The organism is Mesorhizobium sp. M0030, from assembly GCF_040323695.1.
Lineage (GTDB): Bacteria > Pseudomonadota > Alphaproteobacteria > Rhizobiales > Rhizobiaceae > Mesorhizobium.
In genome coordinates this window covers 51679-77713 of the sequence record NZ_JAMYVE010000007.1, presented here as the reverse complement: position 1 = coordinate 77713, position 26035 = coordinate 51679, and the positions used below count along the sequence as shown (strand labels likewise).

At 64.0% G+C, this 26035-nt stretch carries 26 protein-coding genes; 20 read left to right on the top strand and 6 right to left on the bottom strand.

Annotated elements, in window-relative coordinates; translation table 11 throughout:
* Positions 1 to 123: 123 nt before the first annotated feature.
* On the bottom strand, positions 124 to 1041 hold the full coding sequence (gene pcaQ, locus NKJ80_RS15970; RefSeq protein WP_023685275.1) for a pca operon transcription factor PcaQ: 918 nt from the start codon (positions 1039 to 1041) through the stop codon (positions 124 to 126).
* A gap of 92 nt (positions 1042 to 1133) precedes the next feature.
* Here pcaQ and pcaD point away from each other — a divergent pair, with 92 nt between their 5' ends.
* The 6 genes from pcaD to pobA are packed head-to-tail and all read left to right on the top strand — an operon-like array spanning position 1134 to position 5949.
* Positions 1134 to 1943 carry a 3-oxoadipate enol-lactonase gene (gene pcaD / locus NKJ80_RS15965; RefSeq protein ID WP_023691336.1) on the top strand — a complete coding sequence of 270 codons (810 nt, stop codon included), beginning with the start codon at positions 1134 to 1136 and terminating at the stop codon, positions 1941 to 1943.
* On the top strand, positions 1936 to 2349 hold the full coding sequence (pcaC, locus tag NKJ80_RS15960) for a 4-carboxymuconolactone decarboxylase (RefSeq protein WP_023685273.1): 414 nt from the start codon (positions 1936 to 1938) through the stop codon (positions 2347 to 2349). The genes pcaD and pcaC overlap by 8 nt, the downstream gene beginning before the upstream one ends.
* The gene (gene pcaH / locus NKJ80_RS15955; protein ID WP_023696240.1) at positions 2339 to 3094 is read left to right on the top strand and encodes a protocatechuate 3,4-dioxygenase subunit beta; all 756 of its coding nucleotides are present in this window, start codon (positions 2339 to 2341) and stop codon (positions 3092 to 3094) included. The genes pcaC and pcaH overlap by 11 nt, the downstream gene beginning before the upstream one ends.
* Positions 3094 to 3708, top strand: coding sequence for a protocatechuate 3,4-dioxygenase subunit alpha (pcaG, locus tag NKJ80_RS15950; protein WP_023668155.1), 615 nt, complete (start codon positions 3094 to 3096; stop codon positions 3706 to 3708). Before pcaH ends, pcaG begins: the two co-directional genes overlap by 1 nt.
* A 16-nt stretch (positions 3709 to 3724) precedes the next feature.
* Positions 3725 to 4777, top strand: coding sequence for a 3-carboxy-cis,cis-muconate cycloisomerase (locus NKJ80_RS15945; RefSeq protein WP_352497905.1), 1053 nt, complete (start codon positions 3725 to 3727; stop codon positions 4775 to 4777).
* Positions 4777 to 5949, top strand: coding sequence for a 4-hydroxybenzoate 3-monooxygenase (gene pobA, locus NKJ80_RS15940; protein WP_023748111.1), 1173 nt, complete (start codon positions 4777 to 4779; stop codon positions 5947 to 5949). Before NKJ80_RS15945 ends, pobA begins: the two co-directional genes overlap by 1 nt.
* Before the next feature lie 13 nt (positions 5950 to 5962).
* Here pobA and pcaF read toward each other — a convergent pair whose 3' ends face one another.
* Genes pcaF through NKJ80_RS15925 form a run of 3 tightly spaced genes read right to left on the bottom strand, consistent with a single transcriptional unit; the run spans position 5963 to position 8812 of the window.
* Positions 5963 to 7168 (bottom strand): 3-oxoadipyl-CoA thiolase, encoded by a 1206-nt coding sequence (pcaF, locus tag NKJ80_RS15935; protein ID WP_352497904.1) that lies wholly within the window; start codon positions 7166 to 7168, stop codon positions 5963 to 5965.
* A gap of 1 nt (position 7169) precedes the next feature.
* The gene (locus tag NKJ80_RS15930; RefSeq protein WP_352497903.1) at positions 7170 to 7958 is read right to left on the bottom strand and encodes a CoA-transferase subunit beta; all 789 of its coding nucleotides are present in this window, start codon (positions 7956 to 7958) and stop codon (positions 7170 to 7172) included.
* Complete coding sequence (locus NKJ80_RS15925; RefSeq protein WP_023702154.1) at positions 7955 to 8812, bottom strand: CoA transferase subunit A; 858 nt, start codon at positions 8810 to 8812, stop codon at positions 7955 to 7957. Before NKJ80_RS15925 ends, NKJ80_RS15930 begins: the two co-directional genes overlap by 4 nt.
* A 116-nt stretch (positions 8813 to 8928) precedes the next feature.
* Here NKJ80_RS15925 and NKJ80_RS15920 point away from each other — a divergent pair, with 116 nt between their 5' ends.
* From NKJ80_RS15920 to NKJ80_RS15865, 12 genes are all read left to right on the top strand, one after another.
* Positions 8929 to 9699, top strand: a complete 771-nt coding sequence (locus NKJ80_RS15920; protein ID WP_352497902.1) for an IclR family transcriptional regulator domain-containing protein — start codon at positions 8929 to 8931, stop codon at positions 9697 to 9699.
* Positions 9700 to 9905: 206 nt separating this feature from the next.
* Positions 9906 to 10631 (top strand): GntR family transcriptional regulator, encoded by a 726-nt coding sequence (locus NKJ80_RS15915; protein ID WP_352497901.1) that lies wholly within the window; start codon positions 9906 to 9908, stop codon positions 10629 to 10631.
* Between the two features lie 3 nt (positions 10632 to 10634).
* Positions 10635 to 11669: an ADP-ribosylglycohydrolase family protein gene (locus NKJ80_RS15910; RefSeq protein WP_352497900.1), complete on the top strand. Its 1035-nt coding sequence runs from the start codon at positions 10635 to 10637 to the stop codon at positions 11667 to 11669.
* Positions 11666 to 12640, top strand: coding sequence for a PfkB family carbohydrate kinase (locus NKJ80_RS15905; RefSeq protein WP_352497899.1), 975 nt, complete (start codon positions 11666 to 11668; stop codon positions 12638 to 12640). Before NKJ80_RS15910 ends, NKJ80_RS15905 begins: the two co-directional genes overlap by 4 nt.
* A gap of 33 nt (positions 12641 to 12673) precedes the next feature.
* A complete protein-coding gene (locus tag NKJ80_RS15900; protein WP_023687931.1) occupies positions 12674 to 13735 on the top strand; it encodes an ABC transporter substrate-binding protein in 1062 nt (353 codons plus the stop codon).
* 66 nt (positions 13736 to 13801) lie between these two features.
* Positions 13802 to 14671 (top strand): ABC transporter permease, encoded by an 870-nt coding sequence (locus tag NKJ80_RS15895; RefSeq protein ID WP_023702159.1) that lies wholly within the window; start codon positions 13802 to 13804, stop codon positions 14669 to 14671.
* Positions 14671 to 15459, top strand: a complete 789-nt coding sequence (locus tag NKJ80_RS15890) for an ABC transporter permease (RefSeq protein ID WP_352497992.1) — start codon at positions 14671 to 14673, stop codon at positions 15457 to 15459. Before NKJ80_RS15895 ends, NKJ80_RS15890 begins: the two co-directional genes overlap by 1 nt.
* Positions 15459 to 16526 (top strand): ABC transporter ATP-binding protein, encoded by a 1068-nt coding sequence (locus tag NKJ80_RS15885; protein ID WP_352497898.1) that lies wholly within the window; start codon positions 15459 to 15461, stop codon positions 16524 to 16526. Before NKJ80_RS15890 ends, NKJ80_RS15885 begins: the two co-directional genes overlap by 1 nt.
* 103 nt (positions 16527 to 16629) lie before the next feature.
* Positions 16630 to 17718: a Gfo/Idh/MocA family protein gene (locus tag NKJ80_RS15880; protein ID WP_352497897.1), complete on the top strand. Its 1089-nt coding sequence runs from the start codon at positions 16630 to 16632 to the stop codon at positions 17716 to 17718.
* A gap of 54 nt (positions 17719 to 17772) precedes the next feature.
* On the top strand, positions 17773 to 18687 hold the full coding sequence (locus NKJ80_RS15875; RefSeq protein ID WP_352497896.1) for a sugar phosphate isomerase/epimerase family protein: 915 nt from the start codon (positions 17773 to 17775) through the stop codon (positions 18685 to 18687).
* A 16-nt stretch (positions 18688 to 18703) separates the two neighbouring features.
* Complete coding sequence (locus NKJ80_RS15870; RefSeq protein ID WP_352497895.1) at positions 18704 to 19798, top strand: fatty acid desaturase family protein; 1095 nt, start codon at positions 18704 to 18706, stop codon at positions 19796 to 19798.
* Between the two features lie 85 nt (positions 19799 to 19883).
* A complete protein-coding gene (locus tag NKJ80_RS15865; RefSeq protein ID WP_023752944.1) occupies positions 19884 to 20687 on the top strand; it encodes a 3-methyl-2-oxobutanoate hydroxymethyltransferase in 804 nt (267 codons plus the stop codon).
* Here the strand turns inward: NKJ80_RS15865 and NKJ80_RS15860 are convergent, their stop codons facing one another.
* Both NKJ80_RS15860 and NKJ80_RS15855 read right to left on the bottom strand, forming a co-directional pair.
* Positions 20688 to 22196 (bottom strand): HAL/PAL/TAL family ammonia-lyase, encoded by a 1509-nt coding sequence (locus NKJ80_RS15860; RefSeq protein ID WP_352497894.1) that lies wholly within the window; start codon positions 22194 to 22196, stop codon positions 20688 to 20690.
* Positions 22193 to 23194: an ornithine cyclodeaminase family protein gene (locus NKJ80_RS15855; protein ID WP_023696222.1), complete on the bottom strand. Its 1002-nt coding sequence runs from the start codon at positions 23192 to 23194 to the stop codon at positions 22193 to 22195. Before NKJ80_RS15855 ends, NKJ80_RS15860 begins: the two co-directional genes overlap by 4 nt.
* A gap of 109 nt (positions 23195 to 23303) precedes the next feature.
* Here NKJ80_RS15855 and NKJ80_RS15850 point away from each other — a divergent pair, with 109 nt between their 5' ends.
* Together NKJ80_RS15850 and NKJ80_RS15845 are read left to right on the top strand one after the other, a co-directional pair.
* Complete coding sequence (locus NKJ80_RS15850) at positions 23304 to 24737, top strand: DHA2 family efflux MFS transporter permease subunit (protein ID WP_352497893.1); 1434 nt, start codon at positions 23304 to 23306, stop codon at positions 24735 to 24737.
* 272 nt (positions 24738 to 25009) lie between these two features.
* On the top strand, positions 25010 to 25996 hold the full coding sequence (locus tag NKJ80_RS15845; RefSeq protein ID WP_352497892.1) for an ABC transporter permease: 987 nt from the start codon (positions 25010 to 25012) through the stop codon (positions 25994 to 25996).
* Positions 25997 to 26035 lie beyond the last annotated feature (39 nt).

Genomic DNA, 26035 nt, shown 5'->3' with positions numbered 1-26035 from the left:
TCCCATCGTCACAGTGCCCTAGGTGTTTGGTTTGGTAAAATGATATTTTGCGGTGTTTCGTTAACCAACAGGTTATGGAAATACGGCTGAAGGCCCGCTCTGCGCCAGATTGGCGAAAGGTGCTCAGGCGTTCTGGCTGGCCGCCTCGCGAATTGTCTGCAGCAGGATGGTGAAGGCCGGCGAAGGCGCAGTGTCGGTCCGCATCGTCAGGCCGACCGGCCCTTTGGTTTCCTCGGTGTTGACGGGCAAGGCGACGAAGGCGCCGCTGGAGAGTTCGTTGGCGACGACGCCTGTCGATATGATCCAGACCGCATTGCTTTGGCGCAGGAAGGCACGGCCGAAGGAATCCGAGACGGTCTCGATCTCGGTCGCAGGCGCCGTCATGCCGTTGGTGATGAACAGGCGGTCGACGAACGGGCGGATGACCGACTCCCGCGTCGGCATCAGCACCGGGAATTCATCGAGCCGGGCGAAGATGTCCTGGCCCGGCTGCAGCAGCGGATGGCCGGCCCTCACCACGAACAGCACCGGTTCGGAATAGAGATGCTCGAAGAAGAAGCCGGTCATGTTTTCCGGCGCCGCAAGCCGGCCGACGACGAGATCGAGCGCACCGACGCGCAACTGTTCCAGCAGGACCGCGTTCTCGCCGGTGACGATCTTGATCGCAGCACCGGTATTTTCACTCAGGAACAGGCTTATGGCGCGTGGCATCACCTTGGCCGACACTGTAGGCAGCGCGCCGATGCGGATCGGATGCCGGTTGATGGCGCCGTCCTGGCGGACGGAATCGACGCCGCGCTTCAGTGCCGTGATCGCCGTGCCGGCATGGCCGAGAAAGATTTCGCCAAGCCGTGTCACCCTGATGCCGCGGCCGTCGCGTTCGACGACAGCGATGCCAAGCGCCTCCTCCAATTCGCGCAACGTCTTGGTCACGGCCGGTGGGCTGACATGGAGAAAGTCGGCCGCCCTCGCCACGCTGCCTTGCCGCGCTACCTCAAGGAATGCCTGCAGGTGACGGAACCTTATGCGGCTTTCGGACATGTTCTCATAACCTAGCAGTTAATGAAACGGCGTAAAATATCATTTTACCAAACCAAATGCCTTGTGCAATGTGAACACGGAGGATCGAAATCGTGCCATTCGTCAACATTGGCGGCATCACGCTGCACCATCGCCACATCAAGGCGAAGGGAAATGCGCGGCCGATCGTGTTCATCAATTCGCTGGGCACCGACTTCCGCATCTGGGACGAGGTGTTGTCCGAACTGGGTGGTGAAATGCCTGCGTTGGTCTACGACAAGCGCGGCCATGGCCTGTCCGACATTGGTGGCGTCAGCTCGATCGACGAGCATGTCGATGATCTGTCGGGCCTGATCGATCATTTCGAACTGAACAATGCGGTGCTGTGCGGCCTGTCGGTGGGCGGCCTGATTGCGCAAGGGTTTTATGCCCGGCGCCCCGAAATCGTCGACGGCCTCATCCTGTGCGACACCGCCCACAAGATCGGCACTGCCGACAGCTGGAACACCCGCATCGAAACGGTCGAAAGCAAAGGCATCCAGGCCATCGCCGATGCCGTGCTCAAAATGTGGTTTACGCCTGCCTTCCACGCGGACCGTGTCGCCGAGCTCGACGGCTACTGGAACATGATGACCCGGCAAGCCGTCGCCGGCTATATCGGCACCTGCGCCGCGGTGCGCGATGCCGATTTCACCGAGGCCGCGCAGGGGATCGCGGTACCCACGCTTTGCGTCGTTGGCGACCAGGACGGCTCGACGCCGCCGGATCTCGTCCGCTGGCTGGCCGATCTGATCCCAGGCGCACATTTCGAAATCATTCGTGACGCCGCGCACATCCCTTGCGTCGAACAGCCCAAGGCGCTGACCACCCTCATCCGCGATTTCGTCGCGGCGCTTCCCCTGAGAAAGCAGACCCATGGATGAACTGCCCAAAAACGAAACCAGATACCAGACCGGGCTGACCGTCAGGCGCTCGGTGCTCGGCGACCCTCATGTTGATCGCAGCGAGGATGCCGTCACCGATTTCGACCGGCCGTTCCAGGAGCTGATCACCGAGGCAGCCTGGGGCACTGTGTGGGCGCGTCCGGGCTTCAGCAGGCGCGAACGCTCGATCGTGACGCTGGCATTGCTGGCGGCCCTTGGCCATGATGAAGAGGTCGCCATGCATGTGCGCGCCACCGCCAACACCGGTGCGTCGCGCGACGATATCTGCGAAGCGTTCCTGCATGTCGCGATCTATGCCGGCGTGCCGGCCGCCAACCGCGCCTTCAGGATCGCCAAGGAGGTGTTTTCGGAAATGGACGGAAGCAGGGCTGGCCATGCCAGCTGATGCCGGCTCGAACCGCAGGCCCGAGAGCGGAGCCTTCTTCCAGCGCGACCGCGGCTGGCATCCGCCGGCGCTGACGCCCGACTACAAGACGTCGGTGTTGCGCTCGCCGCAAAAGGCGCTGCTGGCCTTCGACAACACGGCGTCGGAAATCACCGGTCCGGTGTTCGGCCACGCCATGCTGGGCGAACTCGACAATGACCTGATCCACAATTTCGCAAAGCCCGGCGAGAGCGCCATCGGCGAGCGTATCATCGTCTATGGCCGCGTGCTCGACGAGCGCGGCCAGGGCGTCTCCGGCGCGCTGCTCGAATTCTGGCAGGCCAATTCAGGCGGCCGCTACCGCCACAAGAAGGACGGCTATCTCGCGCCGCTCGATCCGAATTTCGGCGGCTGCGGCCGCACCATCACCGATGCCGATGGCGGTTATGCCTTTCGCACGGTGAAGCCAGGTCCCTATCCCTGGCCGAACGGGCCCAATGACTGGCGGCCGTCGCACATCCATTTCTCGGTGTTCGGCCACGGCTTCGCACAGCGGCTGATCACCCAGATGTATTTCGAGGGCGACCCGCTGATCTGGCGATGCCCGATCGTGCGCGGTATCCGCGACAAGGCGGCGATTGAGACGCTGGTCGCCGCGCTCGACATGCAGGCGACGATCCCGTTCGACGCGCGCGCCTACAAGTTCGACATCGTGTTGCGCGGACGCCGCGCCTCGCTGTTCGAAAACCGTCCGGAGGGCAATTGATGGCGCAATCGCTGACCCGGCTGAAGGAGAGCCCGTCGCAGACCGCCGGGCCCTACGTGCATATCGGGCTGACGCCGAATTTCGGCGGTATCGGCGGCGTCTACCCGACAGACCTGGGCGCCACGATGCTCAACGACAACGCCAAGGGCGACCGCATCGGTTTGCGCATTCGCGTGCTCGACGGCACCGGCACGCCGCTCAGGGATGCGTTGATCGAGATCTGGCAAGCGGATGCCAATGGCTTCTACAATTCGCCGGCCGAATTGCGCGGCGATGCCGATCCGGATTTTCAGGGCTGGGGCCGTCAGCCGACCGACATGGAAACCGGCCTGTGCAGTTTTCAGACGATCAAGCCGGGACGCGTGCCGTATGGCGACGGCCGGCTGATGGCGCCGCATATCAGCCTGTGGATCGTCGCCCGCGGCATCAATATCGGCCTCCACACGCGGCTCTATTTCTCCGACGAGGCCAAGGCCAATGCCGAGGATCCGATCCTGGCCCGCATCGAGCACAAGGTGCGCGTGCCGACGCTGATCGCCGAGCGGCAAGGCGACGACTATATTTTCGACGTCCATCTCCAGGGGGAGAAGGAAACGGTCTTCTTCGACAGCTGACGGAGGAAACCAGCACATGACCGTATCGCCCTTCGACCATCCGCTGCTTTCCGGCCTGCTTGGCGACGAGGAGGCGGCTCGGCATTTTTCGGTGGATGGGGAAATCGCCGCCATGCTCGATTTCGAGCGCGCGCTGGCGCAAGCGGAAGCCGAAAGCGGGATTATCGGCACGGATGCCGCCGCGGCGATTGTACCTGTCCTGTTGTCATACAAGCCGGACACCGCGCGGCTGCGGGCCGGTGTGGCGAAGGATGGCGTGATCGTGCCCGAACTGGTGCGCCAGTTGAAGGCAGCGGTCGGGGCGCCGCACGACGCCGGCGTGCATTTCGGCGCAACCAGCCAGGACGTCATCGACACTGGCCTGGTGCTTCGGCTGCGCCGGCTCATTGAACATCTCGACCTGCTGCTGACTGAAAACATTCTGCGGCTGGTGGGGCTGGAAGAACGTTTTGGCAGCCGTGCATTGACAGCGATGACGCGCATGCAGCCGGCGATCCCAATTCAGGCGTCGGACCGCGTGGCGGTGTGGCGCACGCCGCTGCAACGGCATCAGCAGAGACTGTCGGAGCAATCCAAGCGTCTGCTCGTGGTGCAGTTTGGCGGCGCCGCCGGCACGCTGGAGAAGCTGGGCGACAAAGGACCTGCCGTGCGCGCGGCCCTTGCCGCAAAGCTCGGCCTTGGCGACGCGCCGCAATGGCACAGCCAGCGGGATGCGCTGGCCGAATTCGCCGGGCTGCTATCGCTCATCACCGGCAGCCTCGGCAAGTTCGGCCAGGACATTGCGCTGATGGCGCAAGGTGGAACCGACATCAAGCTGTCCGGCGGCGGCGGTTCATCGGCCATGCCGCACAAGCAGAACCCGGTGAAGGCGGAAGTGCTGGTGACGCTGGCGCGCTTCAACGCCACCCAGCTTTCCGGCATGCACCAGGCCCTGGTGCATGAGCAGGAGCGCTCCGGTGCTGCCTGGACGCTGGAATGGCTGCTCTTGCCGCAAATGGCTATAGCGACCGCGGCTGCGCTACGGCTCGCCGCCGAACTCGCCGGACAGATCGAAAGCCTGGGACACTGATGCGCACCCGGATTGTCATTGTCGGCTCCGGACCGTCCGGGCTGCTGCTTGGCCAGCTTCTCGGCACCATTGGCGTCGAGACGGTGATCCTCGAACGTTCGAGCCGGGAGCATGTGCTTGGCCGGGTGCGGGCAGGGGTGCTCGAACAAGGCACCGTCGAGTTGCTCGAAGAGGCGGGCGCGGCTGTAAGGCTGCATGCCGAGGGCCTGCTGCATGCCGGCATCTCGCTTGCGTTCGGCGGCGGCCTGCACCGGCTCGACCTCACGGCACTGACCGGCGGCAAGCATGTCACCGTCTATGGTCAGACCGAAGTGACGCACGATCTGATGGACAAGCGCGAGGCGGCCGGGCTGACCACCGTCTATGAGGCGGCCAACGTCGCGCTGCATAGTTTCGATGGCGAAGCGCCTTACGTCACCTACGGGAAGGACGGCGTCGGCCATCGCATCGACTGCGACTTCATCGCCGGATGCGACGGCTATCACGGCGTCAGCCGCAAATCGGCGCCTGGGCGGGCGCTGAAAACCTTCGAGCGGACCTATCCTTTCGGCTGGCTCGGCGTGCTGGCCGAAGTGCCGCCGGCCGACCACGAACTGGTCTACGCCAACCATGAGCGGGGCTTTGCGCTGTGCTCGATGCGGTCGACGCATCGCAGCCGCTACTATGTCCAGGTCCCGGCTGACGAACAGGTCGACGCCTGGAGCGACGGTCGCTTCTGGGACGAGTTGCGCAGTCGTCTGCCGGAACAGACCGCAGCCGCCGTCGTTACCGGCCCGTCCTTCGAAAAATCGATCGCGCCGCTGCGCTCCTTCGTCGCCGAGCCGATGCGCTTCGGCCGGCTGTTCCTGGTCGGCGACGCCGCCCATATCGTGCCGCCGACGGGCGCCAAGGGGCTCAACCTTGCCGCCAGCGACGTGCGCTATCTCTTTGCCGGGCTTCGCGAATTCTATCTGGACAAATCACCAAGCGGGCTCGAGGCCTATTCAGCCAAGGCGCTGGCCAGAGTGTGGAAGGCGGTGCGCTTCTCCTGGTGGATGACGACGATGCTGCACCGCTTTCCCGATACGGGCGAGTTCGGCCAGCGCATCCAGGAAGCCGAGCTCGACTATCTCGTGCATTCGCAGGCAGCGTCGGCCGCCCTGGCGGAGAATTATGTCGGACTGCCGTATTGATTGGCTGAAGCCATCAAACCCGTTCGAGCGCCACCGCGATGCCCTGGCCGACGCCGATGCACATGGTGGCGAGCGCATAGCCGACGTTGCGTTCGCGCAGTTCCAGCGCTGCCGTGCCTGCAATGCGCGCGCCCGACATGCCCAAGGGATGGCCAAGCGCGATGGCGCCGCCATTGGGGTTGACGTGCTCCCCATACACGGCGCTGGCGCGTTGGCGGCGCACGGCGCGGCCTTGGGAGGCGAAGGCTTCGTTGAGCGCGATGACATCGAATTGCTGCGGCGTCAGGCCGAGGCGGGCGCAGAGCTTTTGTGTCGCCGGGGCAGGGCCGATGCCCATGATGCGCGGCGCCACGCCGGCAGCAGCGCCGCCGAGAACGCGGGCGATTGGCGTCAGGCCGTATTTTTTCACAGCCGCTTCGGAGGCGATGATCAGCGCCGCCGCGCCGTCATTGACGCCGGACGCGTTGCCGGCGGTGACGGTGCCGCCCTGGCGGAACGGCGTCGGCAATTTGGCCAGCGACTCGACCGTGGTGCCGGCGCGCGGATGCTCATCCTTCGATACGATAATCGCATCGCCCTTTTTCTGCGGGATCGTCACCGGGGTGATCTCCTTCGCCAGCCGGCCATTGGCCTGTGCTACGACGGCCTTGTCCTGGCTGCGCACGGCAAACGCATCCTGGTCGGCGCGCGACACCTGGAAGTCCTCGGCGACGTTCTCGCCGGTCTCCGGCATGGAATCGACGCCATATTGTTTCTTCATCAGCGGGTTGATGAAGCGCCAGCCGATGGTGGTGTCATGGATCTCGGCATGGCGTGAAAAGGCGGTCTCGGCCTTGGGTATGACGAAGGGCGCGCGGCTCATCGATTCGACGCCGCCGGCGATCATCAACTCGGCTTCGCCCGCCTTGATGGCGCGGGCGGCAATGGTGAGCGCGTCCATGCCGGAGCCGCACAGGCGATTGACGGTCGCGCCCGAAACTTCCTTGGGCAACCCGGCCAAGAGCAGCGACATGCGGGCTACATTGCGGTTGTCCTCGCCGGCCTGATTGGCGCAGCCATAGACGACGTCGTCGACAGCCTGCCAGTCGATGCCGGCATTGCGCTCGACCAGCGCCTTCAGCGGGATGGCGCCAAGATCGTCGGCCCGCACCGACGACAGCGAGCCGCCGAAACGGCCGATCGGGGTGCGGATGTAATCGCAGATGAATGCCTCGGTCATGTCATGCGGCCTTTTCTTTTCCGCTTCCCTCATGCGCCGCCTTGGTGCGGGCCTGCAGGTCACGCAATGTCGTCAGCTCGAGTTCCGTCGGCGCCGGCGTTTCGTCAAGCGCGTCGGCGAACTTTACGATCCAGCCGCAGCTGTCCTGCACCTCAAGCCGAGTCACGCCGGGATGCAGCGACACCACGGTGAATTCCTTGCTCACCGGATCGGGCTTCCAGATGGCAAGGTCGGTGATCAGCAGCGTCGGCCCTGATGTGTCGATGCCGAGGCGCTGGCGATGATTGCCGCCGTCGCCATGGCCGAAGGAGGTGAAGAAGTCGATCTTCTCGACCATGCCGCGCTTGGACTGCGCCATCGTGATGTAGATCTCCTTCGACGAGGTGGCGATCTCCGGCGCGCCGCCGCCGCCGGGCAGGCGGGTCTTGGGACGCGCATAGTCGCCGATGATGGTGGTGTTGATGTTGCCGAACTTGTCGAGCTGGGCGGCACCGAGGAAACCGATCGAAATGCGGCCGCCCTGAAGCCAGTAACGAAACATCTCCGGCACCGAGACGGTCGTGACGGCGGTGTCGCAAAGTTCGCCGTCACCGATCGACAGCGGCAAAACATCGGGCGCGGTGCCGATGGTGCCGCTTTCATAGATCAGCGTGATGTCGGGCGCATGCGTCAGTCGCGCGACGTTGCAGGCGGCCGACGGCGCGCCAATGCCGACGAAGCAGACATCGTCGTTTTTCAGGGCTCGGCTGGCGGCAATCGTCATCATCTCATTGGGAGTAAAGCCGCTCATGCCGCGCTCCTCAGATGCTTTACGCGGCCGGCGAAATCGTCCGCCGTGCGCTCGAGGACATTGGCCTGCATCCAGGCCTGGAATTTTTCACGGTCGGCGGCGATGTCGTCCCATTCGAGATAGGCGGCGTTGTCCCTGGCATAGTAGCCGTGCGTGTAGGAGGGATGCGAACCGCCTGATACCACCGAGATCGCAGCGATGGTCCAGCGCGGCAGCACGGTGAGGTTGGGATGCAGGTCGTCGAAATTGTCGACGACTTCCTCTACCGTCACCACGGCGCGCTTGGCCGCGAGCACCGCTTCCTTCTGGATGCCGATAATGCCTTCGACCAGCACATTGCCTTTTTTGTCGGCCTTCTGAGCGTGGATGAAGGTCACGTCCGGTCGGATGGAAGGAACGGCGGCAAGCACCTCGCCGGTGAACGGGCAGGTGACCGAGCGGATGTTGGGATTGACTGCCGCCAGCCCGGCGCCGCGATAGCCGCGGAACACCGCGCAAGGCAGGCCGGCAGCTCCCGCCTCGTAGGCGTTGGCCATGCCGGCATGGCTGTGCTCCTCGATCTCGATCGACCGGGGGAAGCCGTTCTCGATGGCGTCGCGGGCGCGGCGCAGCAGGCCGACGCCGGGATTGCCGACATAGGAGAAGATGATCTTCTTGGCCATGCCCATGCCGATCATCTGGTCGTAGATCAGGTCGGGGGTCATGCGGATGAGCGTCAGGTCGCGAAAGCCCTGGCGGATGGCCTCATGCGCCGCCGCCGTCGGGATCAGATGGGTGAAGCCTTCGAAGGCGACCGTATCGCCATCATGCAGGTTCTCAGCCACGGCCTGTTTGAGCGGCAGGAAATTGACCATCGCCAAGAACTCCGAAGTTCAAAAAGTTCGTATTGCGAACATTTGTTTTGTATGAGATATTTTTACATCGCGCCGCCGAGACGAGTCAAGGCGACGCATTGTCTTGCGGAGGCCGCATGGAGGACAAGGCAAAGACGCGCGACCATGTCGGCTCGCTGGAGCGCGGCCTTGCAGTCATGGAGATACTGGCCCGGCATCCGGCCGGGATGACGCTGACCGAAATGGCGGAGGAGGCGGGGCTGACCCGCGCCGGCGCGCGTCGCTTCCTGCTGACGCTGACCGCCACCGGCTATGCCACGCAATCCGGCCGGCAGTTTTCGCTGTCGCCGCGCCTGCTCGCCATCGTGCGCTCTTGGCTCGGCGGCGCCTCGCTGTGGACATTCGCGGCATCCATCATGCGCGACGTCGCGGGCCAATTCGACGAGGCTTGTAACGCGGCGGTGCTGTCGGGCGAGGAAGTCGTCTATGTCGCGCGCATTCCTGGCCGCCGCATCCTCAGCGTTTCGCTCGATGTCGGCACCAGGCTGCCGGCGCATTGCACCTCGATGGGGCGCGTCCTGCTTGCGGGGCTGGGCGCGGATGAGCTGAAGGCCTTGCTTGCAGAGGCGAGGATCGAACGGCGCACGCCGAAGACGATCACCAGCCGCGCCGCGCTGGCCAAGGCCATCGACGCGGCGAGGGCGGATGGTTTTGCCGTCGTCGATGAAGAGCTGGAACTTGGCCTGCGCTCGATAGCGGTGCCGATCTATGACCGCGCCGGCAAGACCGTGGCGGCGATCAACGTCTCGACGCAGTCGGCGCGGTTCTCCGTCGAGGCGATGGAGCGGAATATCCTGCCAGCGCTGCGGACGGCCAAGCAACGGATTGAGGAATTTTTCTTCGTGTGAGCGCAAGGCTAATCGCCTGAGGGAAGCGCTGCCCCAGCTCTGTCTCGGAGACGGGACGCCCTGCGCGGTTAGCGTCGCCATGCGAACAAACGATGCCCGGGGCACCTGAGCACAACGCATATGCGTGAATCCAAATATATCGTTGACGTCGCCCTTCAACTCCAATATCGAACAGGACTATACAGGTTTACTGAACAGGTACCCATATGAAGCGGCGCGCGGTTCACCTTTCTCCCGGCACGGGCAAGCCCGAGCAGATCGCCACCGTTCTCGAACATGAGATCCGCTCCGGCGTGCTTGGCTTCGGCGACCGCCTGCAAAGCGAGAACGAACTCGTCCAGCGCTTTTCCGTCAGCCGCAACACGGTCCGCAAGGGCCTCGAGGAGTTGTCCAGCCGTGGGCTGATCACGACCAAGGTCGGCATCGGCTCCTTCGTCACTTTCGACGGCAAGCCGGTCGATGACAGCATTGGCTGGTCGCGGGCGCTGGCCAATGCCGGCGCCAATGCCGAGACGCGGACGCTGCGGCTTGAAGTGATCGAGGATGCCGATCTCGCCGCGCTGCTTGGCATCGAAAGCCCGTTTTTCATCGCCGTCGACCGGGTGCGCACCAATGCCAGCGACGGCCATGCGATCTCCATCGAACGCAGCCGCCTGCCGCTGTCGCCCGAACTGGAGGACGTGCCGCTGCGCGGTCTGCGCGAAGGCTCGCTGCACCAGACGCTGCGCGGCGCCGGCCTCATCCCAGACCATGGCGAGGAATGGGTGGGCATCGAGATGCTCAATGCCGAAGACGCCGCCATTCTCGGCTGCCCGCAAGGCACGCCGTTCCTGCGCGGACGCCGGCTGACGCGTGCGGCTGACGACCGGCCGATCGAATATGTAACCAGCCTGCTCAACCCGGCGCATTTCGCGCTGCATATGAGGTTTTGAGCGATGCCGGACAGAACCAACGACACGCTCGATCGCGCCATGGGCGCGCTTGTCGGTGGGGCGCTCGGTGATGCGCTGGGCATGCCGACGCAGCTTCTGTCGCCGGCGCGGATCGCCGAGCTATACGGCCATGTCGAGGATTTCGTGGCGCCGTTTGCCGATCATCCGGTGTCGAAGGGGCTCGTTGCCGGCACCATCACCGACGATACCGAACAGGCGCTGCTGCTTGGTCGCATTCTGGTCCAGTCCGGCGACCGCTTCGATCATGCGCGCTGGGTGAACGCACTGCTCGACTGGGAGCGCGAGGTCAAGGCGCGCGGCAGCTATGACCTGCTGGGACCATCGACCAAGCGCGCCATCGACGCCATCAATGACGGCGTGCCGGCGGAAGAGGCGGGAAGCCGGGGCGACACCAATGGCGCGGCCATGCGCATCGCGCCGGTCGGCATCATGATGCCGCTGGAACCGCTCGACGCTTTCGTCGCCAAGGTGGCCGAAACTTGCCGTGCCACGCACAACACTTCGATCGCCATCGCTTCGGCCGCAGCAGTTGCCGCCGCCGCCAGCCACGGCGTCGCCGGTGGCGACTGGCGTGCCGCTTCCGACAGCGCGGTAGCAGCCGCGCGGCGAGGCGCCCGGCTCGGACATTGGGTGACTGGTGGCGATATCGCCGCGCGTATCGCCTGGGCGCAGGAGCTCGTGCGCGGCAAGACCATGCGGGATGCGATCGGGCTCATCACCGATCTCGTCGGCACCGGTGTGGCCAGCCAGGAGTCCGTGCCGGCAGCTTTCGCCGTGCTTGAAGTCGCGCAGGGCGATCCCTGGCAAGCGGGAATCATCAGCGCCAATCTCGGCGGCGACACCGACACGATCGGCGCGATTGCCTCAGGCATGGCCGGCGCCTGCGTCGGCTTTTCGCAACTGCCGCAACAACACATTGCCGGGCTCGTCGGCATAGATATGGGGGAGGTGCGCTCGCTTGCCGAAGACCTCGTCGCGGCGCGCACGGCAAAGGCCAGCAAGGATGCCGCGGCATGAGTGGGCGTCTGGTCCATATCGGCAGCGCCGTCGTCGACTATGTCTACCGCATCGACGCCTTGCCGGCGCCGGGCTGCGAGAAGACCGCGTCGAGCTTTGCGCAGGTCGCCGGCGGCGGCTTCAACATGATGGTCGCGGCCAGCCGCACCGGCATGACGGTGGTGTTCGGCGGCCAGCTCGGCAGCGGACCGAATGGCGATTTTTTGCGCGCCGCGTTTGCGGCCGAAGGCATCATAACGCTGACGTCGCCATCGCCGGTCATGGACAGCGGCAATTGCGTCGCCATGATCTCCGGGGATGCCGAGCGCACCTTCGTGTCGTGGCCCGGTGCGGAGAGCATTCTCAGCCTCGAGATGATGAGGCCCGTGGCGGTCGCGCCTGATGATTGGGTGTTCACGTCGGGCTATACGCTGAGCTATTCCGGCAGCCGCGACGCGCTGACCGACTGGATCGAGGCGCTGCCAGAAAACATTCCCTTCGTTTTCGATCCAACGCCGGTCATCGCGGATATCCCACGTCCCATCCTGTCGCGGGTGCTTGCCCGTACGACATGGCTGAGCTGCAACATGACGGAAGCGGTCGAGATCGCTGGGCAAGGCGATGTCGAGGCACTCGCCGCCCGGCTGCTCGCCGACCACTGCCCAAAGGCCGAAGGCGTCGTTATCCGCGCCGGCGCCAAGGGCTGTTTCGTGAGGTTGGTCAATGGCGAGACGCAGACCATTGCCGGCTTCAAGGTCGATGCCATCGACACCAATGGCGCCGGCGACACCCATATCGGCGGTTTCGTCAGTGCACTCTCGCGCGGCGTGCATCCCTTCGAGGCGGCGCGCTATGCCAATGCGGCGGCAGCACTTTCCGTCACCCGCCATGGCGGCTCATCGGCGCCGACCGACAGCGAGATCCAGACTTTCCTGAGCCAGGCCGCCACGGGCGAGCCGGGCCAGAACCAGAAGGCCCATCAGACAGCCTGACCCGCCAAGCGGGCAAACAAGAGAGGAACGAACATGCGCATGCCAAGACTGACTGCCCTGCTGACGGCGACCGCCGTCATCACCTCCGCGCTCACGCTGGCCGCCAGTGCCGCCGAAGTGCATGTGCTCAACTGGAAGGGCTACGGCGCCGACGAGCCGTGGGCGATCGAAGCCTTCGAAAAGGCGACCGGCAACAAGGTCGTCAACGACTTCTTCAATTCCGAACAGGAAATGCTGACCAAGATCCGCACCAATCCGGGCCTCTATGACGTGGTCATGATCAACGCCGCCTTCAACGATCAGGCGATGGCGGAAAAGCTGATCCAGCCGATCGATGTCTCGAAGCTGCCGAACTATGCCGACATCAGCAAGGACAAGGCGCAATCGCCGATGCTCGACCATGACGGCAAGGTCTATGGCGTGCCGTGGGTGTGGGGCCTGACGGCGCTGGCAATCAACGAAAAGTCCTTCGACAAGCCACCGACCTCGATCGCCGAAATGTGGGACCCAGCGCATAAGGGCCGGGTCGTCATTCGCGACGACGCTGTCGAAGCGGTGCAGTTCGGCGCCATCGCCACCGGTCAGAATATCAACGACATCAAGGATATGGAAGCGGTCAAGGCGAAGCTGACCTCGCTGATGCCGCAGATCAAGACGTTCTGGAGCTCGGAGAACGACTGGAACCAGATGGTCGCCTCCAACCAGATCGACATCGGCACCTATTGGAGCGGCTCGGCCGACCGTGCCAAGACGCATTTCAAGCTGCCGGTCTCGCTGGTCGTTCCGCAGGAAGGCGCCGTCGCCTGGCTCGACGCGTTCTCTATTCCCGTGGGCTCGAAGAATGTCGAGGGTGCGCAGGCCTTCATCAACTGGATGATCGATCCGAAATTCTATGTCGAATGGGTCACCAAGGTCGGCGCGCCGGTGTCGGCCAACACCAAGGCGGTGGAAGCGCTGCCTGAAGACTCCTTCAACCGCAAGGTGATGGGCGATCCCGAGGTGGCCAAGCGCATCCAGTTCCAGGCGCCGATCACCGACGCGCAGCGCGAGGCCTATCTGGCGCTGTGGCAGCAGCTCAAAGTCGACGTGAAGTAACGCTCACGTCCGGACCAGCCGGCGGTTGGCGCCGGCTGGCCCTTCAATCCTGGGGAGGAGGGTATCATGGCAGTACAGGGTGCGGTCGCGTCGCGCAGCGGGCTGAGATCGGCCCTGCCGCTGCTGGCGCCGGCCTATCTCTGGCTGACGGTGGCGATCTTCCTGCCGCTCTCGGCCATGGTATTCTTCTCCTTCATGACCGACCTGCCGCTGTCGGGAAAGCCGTGGGCGTTCACCCTTGGCAATTACGCCGCCTTCTTCTCGCAGAGCCTGTACCTGACGCTGCTGCTCGCTTCGCTGCGGCTCGGCCTCGAAGTGACTTTGTGGTGCGTCGTCATCGGCTACCCCGCCGCCTATGTGCTGGCCAAGGTGCTGAAGGGGCGCAGCCGCGAGGCGATCTTCCTGCTGGTCATCCTGCCGTTCTGGTCGAACGGGCTGGTGCGCATCTTCTCCTGGGCGATGGTGCTGCGCGAGGGCGGCATCCTCGACACGGCGCTCAACGCCGTGCTGCCGTTCAAGATCAACATCGACCTGATGTATTCCTATCCCGCAATCATCATCGGCCTGGTGCACTCCTACGTGCCCTATATGGTGCTGACCTGCTATCTCACGCTGCAGGCAATCGACGACTCGCTGATCGAGGCCGGGCGCTCGCTCGGCGCCTCGCGGCTGCAGGTGCTGAAGCGGGTGATCATCCCGCTGTCTATGCCCGGCCTGGTGGCAGGTGCGGCACTGATCTTCGTGCCGGTCGTCGGCTCGTTCATGGAGCCGCGCATTCTCGGCGGTCGCACCGGCACCTTCTACGGCACGGTGATCGAAGACCAGTTCGTCGCCGTGTTCAACTGGCCGCTTGGTGCGGCATTGTCGTTCATCCTGCTCGCCGTCGTGCTGGTCATCCTCGCAGTTGCCTCGCCGGTGCTGAAGAGGGCCGCGTGATGAAGACCACCCGCATCCTCCAAGGGCTGGGCCGGTTTTACATCTTCCTGCTGCTCGCCTTCCTCTATCTGCCGATCATCATCATGGCGCTGATGTCGTTCAACGTCTCGCCCTTCTACCAATTGCCGTTCGAATGGACGACGGAATGGTATGCCTCGCTCTGGCAGAACGACCAGCTGATCGCGGCCACCTGGAACAGCCTCAAGATCGCGGTCATCACCACGCTCATCTCAGTGGTGCTTGGCTCGGCCGCTTCGCTAGCGCTGTTCCGCTATGATTTCCGCGGCAAGAAAGTGCTGCAGGCGCTGCTGTTTCCGCCAATCGCCATTCCGTGGCTGATCACCGGCACGGCGATGCTGATCTTCTTCTTCGGCGTCGGCATTGGCCGCGGCCTGTTCGCCATCCTGCTCGGCCATGTGGCGCTGGCGCTGCCCTATGTCATCGTCGTCGTCTCGGCCCGGCTGCAGACTTTTGCACCGGAGCTGGAAGAGGCGGCGCGCTCGCTCGGCGCCAACCAGTGGCAAGTGACGAGGCGTGTGACGCTGCCGTGGATCATGCCCGGCGTCATTGCCGGCGGCTTGTTCGCATTTGCCGTGTCGTTCGACCAGTTCGTCGTCTCCTACTTCCTGGCGACGCCGGGGCAGACGACGCTGCCGGTCGAAATCTACGCCGCGATCCGCAAGGGGTTCACGCCCGAGATCAACGCGGTCTCGACCATCATCATCGTCGTGTCGATGGCGCTGATGCTGCTCACGGCGCGCTTCTTCAAATTCGGCGGAGAGAAATAATGGCCGGCGTGCATGTATCGAACGTCTCGCGCAGTTTTGGCGCGCACAAGGCGCTGGACGACGTCTCCATCGATTTCGCCGATGGCGGCTTTTATGCGTTGCTCGGCCCATCGGGCAGCGGCAAGACCACGCTGCTTCGCCAGATCGCCGGCTTCGACTTTCCCGATACTGGCCGCATTGCCATTGGCGGCGAGAGTGTGGAACGCGTGACGGTCGAAAAGCGGCGCATCGGCATGGTGTTCCAGAACTATGCGCTGTTTCCCAATATGAGCGTTGCCGACAATGTCGCCTTCGGCCTGTCGGTGCGCGGCGAAACGAAAGCGACGATCGCCACCGAAGTGCAGCGCGCGCTCGATCTCGTCCAACTCGGGAAGCTCGGCGAGCGCCGGCCGCACCAGCTCTCCGGCGGCCAACGCCAGCGTGTGGCGCTGGCGCGCGCCATCGTCACCAAGCCGCGCGTGCTGCTGCTCGACGAGCCGCTCGGCGCGCTCGACAAGGCGCTGCGCGTCGACATGCAGATCGAGCTGAAGCGCATCCAGCGCGAGATCGGCATCACCACCATCTTCGTCACCCACGACCAGGAAGAGGCGCTGACGATGAGCGACCGCATCGGCATCCTGCGCGACGGCAGGCTCGTGCAGGAAGGGCCGCCGGAGGAGATCTACGACCGGCCGAAGAGCGAGTTCGCCGCCACCTTCCTTGGCGACGCCAACATTTTTCGCGGCGATGCGACCGGCAACGGCATCCGCCTGCCGGACGGCACGGCGATTGCCGCCGGGGTGGGTGATCGGCTTGCCGCCGGTACGAAGGCCAGCTGCGCCGTGCGTCCCGAACGCATTCGCATCGCCACCGATGCCGGGGTTGCGGATGCGGCCAATGCCAACGCGCTGAAGGGTCAGGTCTCCAAGCGCATCTTCGCCGGCAACAACAGCACCTATTTCGTCGAACGCGCCGGCCAGATGCTGAAGGTGATCGTCCAGAACACCGGCAATGACCGGCTGGCGGAAGGCCAGGATGTGGTGCTCAGCTGGTCGCCGGAAAGCACCGTGCTGATTGCCGCAAACTAGTTCGCACCGTCACCCCGTCATGGTTCTGATGGGAATTGATGGAGCGGACCTTGGCTGATGGGCCGGCTATGGCGTTATATCCTGTCGTCCAAGGGAGGAATGGATGGCAGGCCAGGGTTTCGAGCCGGATGTAAGGGTTCGCGCCAGCGAATACCGGATCGGCTGCATCGGCGCCGGCATGATCATGGCCGAATGCCATCTTGCCGCCTATGCGCAGGCCGGTTTCCCAGTCGTCGCCATCGCTTCGCGCACCAAGGCCAGCGCCGAGAAGGTAGCTGCACGCTGGAGCATTCCGACCATCCACGACACGCCGGAACAACTGATCGAGAATCCCGAGATCGAGATCGTCGACCTTGCCTTTCCACCCGACCAGCAGCCGGCATTGATCCGCCATGCGCTGAAGCAGCCTCACATCAAGGCGATCCTGGCGCAGAAGCCGCTGGCGCTGTCGGTCGATGAAGCCGTGAAACTGCGCGACGAAGCCGCAAAGTCCGGCAAGATCCTCTCGGTCAACCAGAACATGCGCTACGACCAGTCGATGCGCGTCCTGAAGCAGATCATCGACAGCGGCGCGCTGGGCGACATCGTCTTCGCGCAGATCGACATGCATGCGATCCCGCACTGGCAGACCTTCCTTCAGGACTACGACCGGCTGACGCTGGCCAATATGAGCGTGCATCATCTCGACGTGCTGCGCTTCCTGTTCGGCGATCCCTCGGAAATCACCACGCTGACACGCAAGGACCCGCGCACGACATTCGAACATACCGACGGCATCACCGTCTCGACGCTGCGCTTTCCCTCCGGCGTGCTCGCCGTGTCGCTGGAGGATGTCTGGTCCGGACCGCGCCAGGAGGGCTATCTGGACGACCAGCACATCAACTGGCGCGTCGACGGCACCAAGGGTGTCGCCAAAGGCACGATCGGCTGGCCGAAAGGCGTGGCCTCGACGCTGACCTATGCCTCGACCGAGACGACCGGCGGCGAATGGGTCAGCCCGAGCTGGGACACGATGTGGTTCCCGCATGCCTTCATCGGCGTGATGGAGCAATTGCAGCATGCGGTGAAGACAGGCGCGCCGCCGGCGCTCTCCGTCGCCGATAACGTCAAGACAATGGCACTGGTCGAGGCGGGCTACCGCTCGATGGCGCAAGGCCGCACCGTCAAACTGTCCGAGATATCGATCGACTGAACATGCCGCCGAATAGTGTGGCGGCTGAATCGCTTACCGGGAGGAGTTCACATCATGATGCAGGCAGGTATCTTCACCGGCTATTTCCCCTATGAGCTCGCGGAGGCCGCCCGCCGCATCCGTGCACTCGGCTTCAACACAGTGCAGCTCGACATGCATTTCAGGGATGTCGATCTCTCGGCCGGGCAGATCACCGGGGACAAGGCGAGGACAGTGCGCGACACGTTTCGCGACCACAATCTGCCGGTCTGCTGCATCTCGGGCTACACCAACATCATCCATCCCGACAAATCCGAGCGCGAGAAGCGCGTCGGCTATCTCAAGGAAATCATCCGCAATGCGCGCGACTTCGGCTCGCCCTACGTGATCTCGGAGACCGGCACCTACAACACCGAATCCGACTGGGTGCATCATCCCAAAAACAAGACCGAGGAAGGCTTCGAGGAATGCCGCAAGGTGATCTCGGATCTTGCCCAGACGGCTTATGACCATGGCGCGGTGTTCCTGCTCGAAACCTATGTCAACAATGTCGTCGGTTCGGTCGAGGAGACGGTCAAAATGTTCGCGCAGGTCGACCATCCGGGCCTCGGCCTGCTGATGGATCCGACCAATTATTTCGAGGCGCACAATATCGACCGCATGGACCAGGTGCTGAACCAGGTGTTCGACACGCTGGCCGACAAGATCCGCATCGCGCACGCCAAGGACGTCAAGCGCTCAGGCAGCGACAAGACCGAGAAGCATGCCGATATCGGCGACGCGGACGCGCATGAGGGGCTGACCTTCCGCGGCGTCGGCGAGATCGAGCTGCCGGCGCCCGGGCTGGGATCGCTGAATTACGATCTCTATCTGCAGCGGCTCAGTGAGAAGCACCCGAACATCCCTGTTATCATCGAGCATCTGACCGAGGACGACGTGCCGCGGGCGAAAACATTTCTCGACGGGAAGTTCCGCGCCAACGGGCTTTGAGGTAGGCGAGACGGTGATGGCGACGGCGGCCAAGACAAAGCGCGATTACGGCCTGGTCGGCGAAAGCACCCGCCGGGTGATCGAGACCGGGCTGGCCTCGGCCGAGTGGTATCACACCGACGTGCCGCGCAAGGCAATGAGGGAAATGATGCAGCGCTCCGACGGGCCGGCGATCCGCGATACAGTGATCTGGATCGCAGCCATCCTGGGCTCGGCCGCCGGCATCGTGTGGTTCTGGGGCACGTGGTGGGTGGTGCCGTTCCTGCTCGTCTATGGCGTGATCTATGGATCGTCGAGCGACTCGCGCTGGCACGAATGCGGCCATGGCACCGCCTTCCGCACACGCTGGATGAACGATGCGATCTACGAAATCGCCAGCTTCATGGTGGTGCGCAATCCGGTGCAATGGCGCTGGAGCCATGCGCGGCATCACACCGACACGATCATCGTCGGACGCGATGCCGAGATTGCGGTTATGCGGCCGCCAAATCTGGTCAAGGCGGCGCTTGCCTTCACCGGCATTCTCGATTTCCGTTATTCGCTGCCGATCCTGGCGCGCCAGGCGTTGGGCAAGCTGTCGGACGACGAAAAGAGCTACATTCCTGAGAGCGAACAGGGCAAGGCCATCACGGCGGCGCGCTGGCATATCGCCGTGTACGTTGCGACGATCGCTCTCGCGATCGCGCTGGGGTCATGGCTGCCGCTGGTGCTGATCGGCCTGCCGCGTCTCTATGGCAGCTGGCACATGGTTCTGACCGGCCTGCTGCAGCATATCGGGTTGGCCGACAACGTGGTCGACCATCGGCTGAACACCCGAACCGTCTACATGAACCCGGTCAGCCGCTTCATCTACTGGAACATGAATTATCACGTCGAACACCATATGTTCCCGATGGTGCCCTATCATGCGCTGCCGAGGCTGCACGAGCTGATCAAGCACGATCTGCCGGTGGCGAACCCGTCCATGTGGCATGCCTATCGCGAAGTCTGGCCGGTGCTTTTGAAGCAGCTGCGGTACGAGGATTATTTCCTCAAGCGCGAATTGCCGCCGACGGCGCGGCCCTATCGCGGTGAATTTCACGAGCTCGATATGTCGGCGGCGGCCGAGTAGCGAATAAATCACCCGCCTTCTATCCGGCCTGTTACGGGGCCGGTAAGGTGACGGGGAAAAGCAACCAGCCAACAGGGACATCCCGATGAGCCGAAAGAGACCGACCGTCGCCGATCTGCGCGCCATGAAGGGCAAGCGCCAGCTGACCATGCTGCGCGTCCTGACCATGGACGAGGCCGAGGCTGCCGAGCGGGCAGGGGTCGATATCGTCTCGGTGCCGCCCGAGCTGGTGCTCAACCCTGAGTATCGCGATGCGGCGCCCAGCCTGTTCACCATGCCGGGCGAGAACTTCTATGAAATAGGCACGGCGGACGATTTCCTGCGCTGGGCGTTCCGGCTCTACAAGGCCGGAGCCGACGCCGTTTATTGCAGCGCCGGTTTCGCCACCGTGAAGCGGCTCGCCGACGACGCGATCCCCGTGATCGGCCATGTCGGCCTCATTCCGTCCCGCGCCACCTGGACCGGCGGCTTCAAGGCCGTCGGCAAGTCCGCCGACACCGCCATGCAGATTTTTGAGGCGGTCAAGCAGTATGAGGCCGTTGGAGCGCTTGGCGCCGAGATCGAAGTGGTGCCGATCGAGGTGGCGAAGGCGATCTCGGAACGGACCTCGCTGATCATGCTGTCGATGGGTGCGGGCACCGGCTGCGACGCGCAGTATCTGTTCGCCGACGATATTCTTGGCCAGAACCGGGGCCACATGCCGCGCCATTCCAAGGTCTACCGCAACTTCGCCGCCGAGTACGATCGCCTGCAGGCCGAACGCGTCGCGGCGTTTTCCGAGTACGTTGCCGACGTCGATAGCGGCGCCTATCCGGAAGACAGGCATGTCGTGCGCATGGATCCGGCCGAGCTCAGCCTGTTCATGAAACGGGTGGACGCAAAGGGCTGACTACTCGGCCTCCTTGCCGATCATCGCTGCACCTTGCCATGTTCCGTCGGCGAGCATGGCATGGAGCACCTCGGCATCCGTTCCCAGCGGCCGGTCCTCTCTCAGCATCGCTACATGCGCGCGCACCGCGGTATGGACCGCTGCTGTGCCGGGCGCCAGCTTGAGACCGTCGCGCAGGTCCACGGCTTGCGCGGCGGCCATCAGTTCGAAGGCGATCAGCCGGCGCCATAGCGCGATCATTTCGGCGCATTTCGACACCGCCAGAGGGGTCTGCGTCGCATGGTCCTCGACGCCTTCGGACACGGGAAGGAAATCCAGCATCACCGGATTGGCCTTGTGGCGGATGCCGGCCAGGATTGCCGTTGCCGTCTTTTGCAGCGGCACGAAACCGGCCGAGGCGCCGCCGACCGGCGACAAATATTTCGGCAGGCCGTTGCGGCCGGAGCCGGCGAGCTGGATGAAGCGGGCAACGCTTGCCGCGGCACATTGCGCGATCCCCAGGCCGAGCGTCTCGAAGGCAAGTGCCAGCGATGCGGTGTGGAAATTGCCGGTCGACAGAACCAGCCCGTCATCGCCCAGCACCAGCGGATTGTCGGCGGCGGCATTGAGTTCGATCTCCAGCGCCAGCCGCGCCTGGTCGATCGCCTGGATCAGCGCGCCATGGATCGACGGCATGCAGCGGATCGACAGCGGGTCCTGCAGGGTGGTCGGCGTCGGCTCCTCGTCACGGGCAAGCAGGTCGCGCAGGCCCTTGGCCGCGAGTTGCTGGCAGGCTGCCGGCCGCGCCAGATGCAGGCGCGGATCGAGGATGGTGCGGTTGGAGCCAAACCCTTCCATGGTCAGCGCTCCCGCCTGCTGCTGTTGCGCAAAGGCCGACAGCGCGTCGGCCAGTACCAACGCGCCAGTGCCGGCTGATACCGCCGAGGCGTTGATCAGCGACAGGCCGTCTTTCGGCGCCAGGCTGATCGGAGCCAACCGCGCCATCATCAACGCCTTGGCCGCCGGCATGCGCCGACCCTGATAGTCAGCTTCGCCGTCGCCGGTCAGCAGACGGGCGAGCGCCGCCATCAGCACGAGATCGCCGGCGCCGATCGAGCCCAACTGCGGCATTACCGGATGCACGCCGGCATTGAGCGCATCGACAAGGGCGGTGAAAACCGCCGGCGAAATGCCGGAGCCGCCGACTGCCAGCATCGCTGCGCGCGCAAGCATGGTCGCCCGCACCGCCTCTTGGGGCAACGGTTCGCCGACAGCGCCGCTGCGCCCTTCCAGCAACTGGCGCTGGAAGGCACTGGCATCGCCTTCGACCGACGTGCCGAGATTGGCACCGAGCCCGGTGTTGAGGCCGTAAATCTGCTGACCGGACGCGGCCACCTGGTCGAGCACTTTTCGCGCTTTGTCGAGCCTCTCGATGACGGTCGGTTCAACCTCGACCTTGCGGCCGCCGCGGGCGACCGCCGCGACATCCTCGACGCTGACGCCGGCGCCGGTGAGGACGAGCGCGCTCATGCGAAGCGCAGCCTCTGGCCGATGCCTTTATCAGCAGCCTTGGCCAGCATCGCCTTGCCCAGCGCAATGTCGGACAGCGACAGGCCGCGATGCCAGAACAGGATCGTCTCGTCGTCGCTTTGCCGGCCCGGCTTGAGGCCGGCGGCGATCTGGCCGAGCTCGGCGTGCAGCGTGGTCTCGCTCAGCCTTCCGGTTTCGACATGAGCGCGCAGCGAGCCGAACTTGCCGCCCTTGCACTGGCCCCAATCGTCGACGACCATTTTCTGCATGATGTCGGTCAGCGACAGCTCCACCGCGCTCATCGTGCCGTACGGCACGACCAGTGCACCAGGCTTGATCCATTCGGTCTTGAGCAGCGGCTGCGGCTCCGGCAGCCGTGAGGCTTCGACGACGATGTCGGCGCCCTTGATGCAGCTTTCCCAGTCGGCAACCGCGGTGACTTTCTTGCCGAGATCGGCCGAGAGTTTGGCGGCGAAGCCGTCGCGGCTTTCCGGGCGGCGCGAATGGACGCGGATCTCGTCGAAGTCGAAGAGATGGTCGAGCAGGCGCACATTCCAGTAGGCGGTGCCGCGCGCGCCGATATGGGCCAGCACCTTGGAGTTCTTGCGCGCCAGATGTTTGGCGCCGATGGCGGTGACAGCGCCGGTGCGCATGTCGGTGATGACGGTGGCGTCGAGAATGGCGCGCGGCGTGCCGGTGCGCGGATCGAACAGGTTTAGAATGCCAAATTCTGAAGGGAGCCCGTGCAGATAATTGTCGACATAGTCGCCGACGATTTTCACGCCCGCCGTGTCGAGCGGCGCAACGTAGCCGCGCAGAACGTTGAAATGGCCATGGAAGGAAGGGTCGGGTTCAAGATGGACGCGCGGCTCAATCACCGTCTGGCCATTGCCTTGCGCGATAAGCCCGGCTTCGACAGCGGCAATGATTTCGCCGTCGGTCATCTCCAGGGCTTCGATATCTAGGGCATTGAGGTAGTCGATATAGATAGGCTTCATGCAATGTCCTTGGCCGCCCGCCCATCCATAACAGGCTGCGAGCCGACACGGAAGTTTGTTGGATAAGCTCTGGACGGGGCCAGCCATATGCTGTTCAACGCGGTTCGCCATGACTGCCGTTCCCGACACCGAGGCCTCCGCCGTAGCCGCCAGCAATGCGCGGCGCGTGGCGCTGATCGTCGCCATCGCGTTTTTCATGCAGCTGCTGGATTCGACGATCATCTCGACCTCGCTGCCGCAGATGGGAGAATCCTTCGGCGTGCCGGCTGTGGCTATGAGTATCGGCATCACCGCCTATATGCTGACCATGGCAGTGTTCGTGCCGCTATCGGGTTGGCTTGCCGACCGCTTCGGCGCGCGCAACATCTTCCTGCTGGCGATCGTACTGTTCACGCTGGCCTCGCTCGCTTGCGGCTTTTCGCAGAGCCTTACCCAGTTCGTCGCGGCCCGTGTCGTGCAAGGCCTTGGCAGCGCGCTGATGACGCCGGTCGGGCGCATTCTGGTGCTGCGCAATGCGTCGAAATCGGAGCTGCTCAACGCCACGGCGCTGATCACCTGGCCGGCGCTGTTTGCTCCCGTGGTCGGGCCGGTGCTCGGCGGCTTCATTACCACGTACCTGTCCTGGCACTGGAATTTCTTCATCAACATCCCGCTTGGGCTGGTCGGGCTGGCGCTGGTCGCGCGCTTCATTCCGGGCGACCGCGCGGCCGATCCCAAGCCGCTGGATTGGCCGGGGTTTTTCCTCACGTCGCTGGGGCTCGCGCTGCTGCTCTACGGCCTTGAGCGCATCGCACATCCGGAAGACGGCGCCTTGCCCGCCGTGCTGCTGGTTGCCGCCGGCATCGTCATCGGCTGGCTGGCGGTGCGGCATCTCCGGCGCGCGCCGCATCCGCTGCTCGATCTCAGCGCGTTCAAGGTGCAGACCTTCGCCATCTCGACGCTTGCCGCCGGCACCATCTTCCGCGTCGCGATCAATGCCACGCCGTTCCTGCTGCCGCTTTTGTTCCAGGTCGGTTTCGGACTTTCGCCGGTCGATGCCGGCTTGATGATCCTGGCCTATTTCCTCGGCAATCTCGGCATGAAGACGGTGACGACGCCGACGCTGCGGCGCTTTGGTTTTCGCACGGTCATGGTCGTCAACGGCCTGATCGCCTCGGCCTCGATCATGGCGTGCGCGGCGATCTCGCCCGAAACGCCGCAGGCGCTGGTAGTGATGCTGATGCTGATCGCCGGCTTGACGCGCTCGATGCAGTTCACGGCGCTGAATACACTGGCCTTCGCCGATATCGATGCGGCGCAGCGCAGCTCGGCGGCAACTTTGTCGTCCATGCTGCAGCAGATGTCGATGCTGTTCGGCGTAGCGGTGGCGGCTGCCATTCTGAACCTGTCGCAGATCGTCAGGCACCGGCCGGCGCTCGACCTCGTCGATTTTCGCATCGCCTTCCTGATCATCGGCGCCATCGGGCTGGTGGCGGCGTTGCGGTTCCTCGTGCTGCCGCCCGGTGCAGGCGCCGAAGTTTCAGGCCACACGTCCAGGACCTGAATTCGCAATTTTCGCCGCTCAGGCGGCAATTAATTCCGCCTTGTGCTTTCGCCTCAGAACGGCACCTTCGCGCATACGCGCAATGGCGCAACCAAATGCCAAAAGCGCAGCCTTTTCCTAGGATTGCGCCAGTTCTAGCAATCGGTGCGTCCACTGGAAGATTATCACTGCCAACGGGCGTTCTGAGCGCGGATTCATTTGACGAAGCGGCGCCGAGCCGATTAGCTTTCTTCGGAAGGGGTGGCAGAGCTGCCATCGGGGCGAATGCAGACATGAACACGATTGGCTGGCCAAATGTCAGGAGCCTGAATCAGGAAGGCATTGTCTTTGCCATCGCCGTGGTGCTGTTCGTCGCCGCTGCCATTGGGCTGCCTGGTTTCATCGCTCCCAACAATCTCGTTGCCATCGTCCGCTCGGTGTCGGTGCTGGGCATTTTGGCGCTCGGCATGGCGGTCGTCATAATCGGCAGGGGCATCGACCTGTCGGCGGTGGCGATCATGGCGATGTCGGTCGCCTGGTATCTACAATTGCTCAACGCCGGAACGCCTGATGGGCTCGCCTTCGCCTATGTGCTGGCAGGCGTGCTCGCCATCGGCCTGCTCAACGGTTTTCTCGTCGCTTATGCCGACGTGCCGGCGATCTTCGTGACGCTGGCGACCGGCTCCTTCGTCTTCGGCTATGTCCGCTCGCAACTGATCACACAGGATGCGGTGTCGGTGCCTCAGGGCCATTGGGTGGAGTTGCTCGGCGGCCTGCGTTTCCTCGACATTCCGATCGAAGTGTTCGTCTTCGCCGGGCTCGCCTTCCTGTTCTTCCTGTTCCTGCGCTACACCAAATGGGGCCGCTACATCTATTTCGCCGGCGACAATCCGGTCGCCGCGCGCAACATCGGCATTCCGGTGCGGCCAATGCTGGTGCTGCGTTATGTGGTTTCGGCCTTCGTCGCGCTGATCGCCGGCCTGCTGACGGCGTCGAGCCTGCACTCGATCAACACCCGCGTCGTCAACTCGACGCTGCTCTATGACATCGTGCTGGTGGCGGTGATCGGCGGCATCGGCCTGTCCGGCGGGCGGGGCGGAGTGCGCAATGTGCTGGTGGGCGCTGCACTGATCGGCATCCTGTCGAACGCGATGACCATCATCGACATTCCGCTGCTCTATCAAAACCTGATCAAGGCGGCGATCCTGCTCGGAGCCATCATCGTCGACGGCATCATCAATCCGCGTGACGAACAGACCGCGCAGCAGGGCGACATCTAAGGGGTACCCGACCGGGTCATGCCGACCGGCCGGCAATAA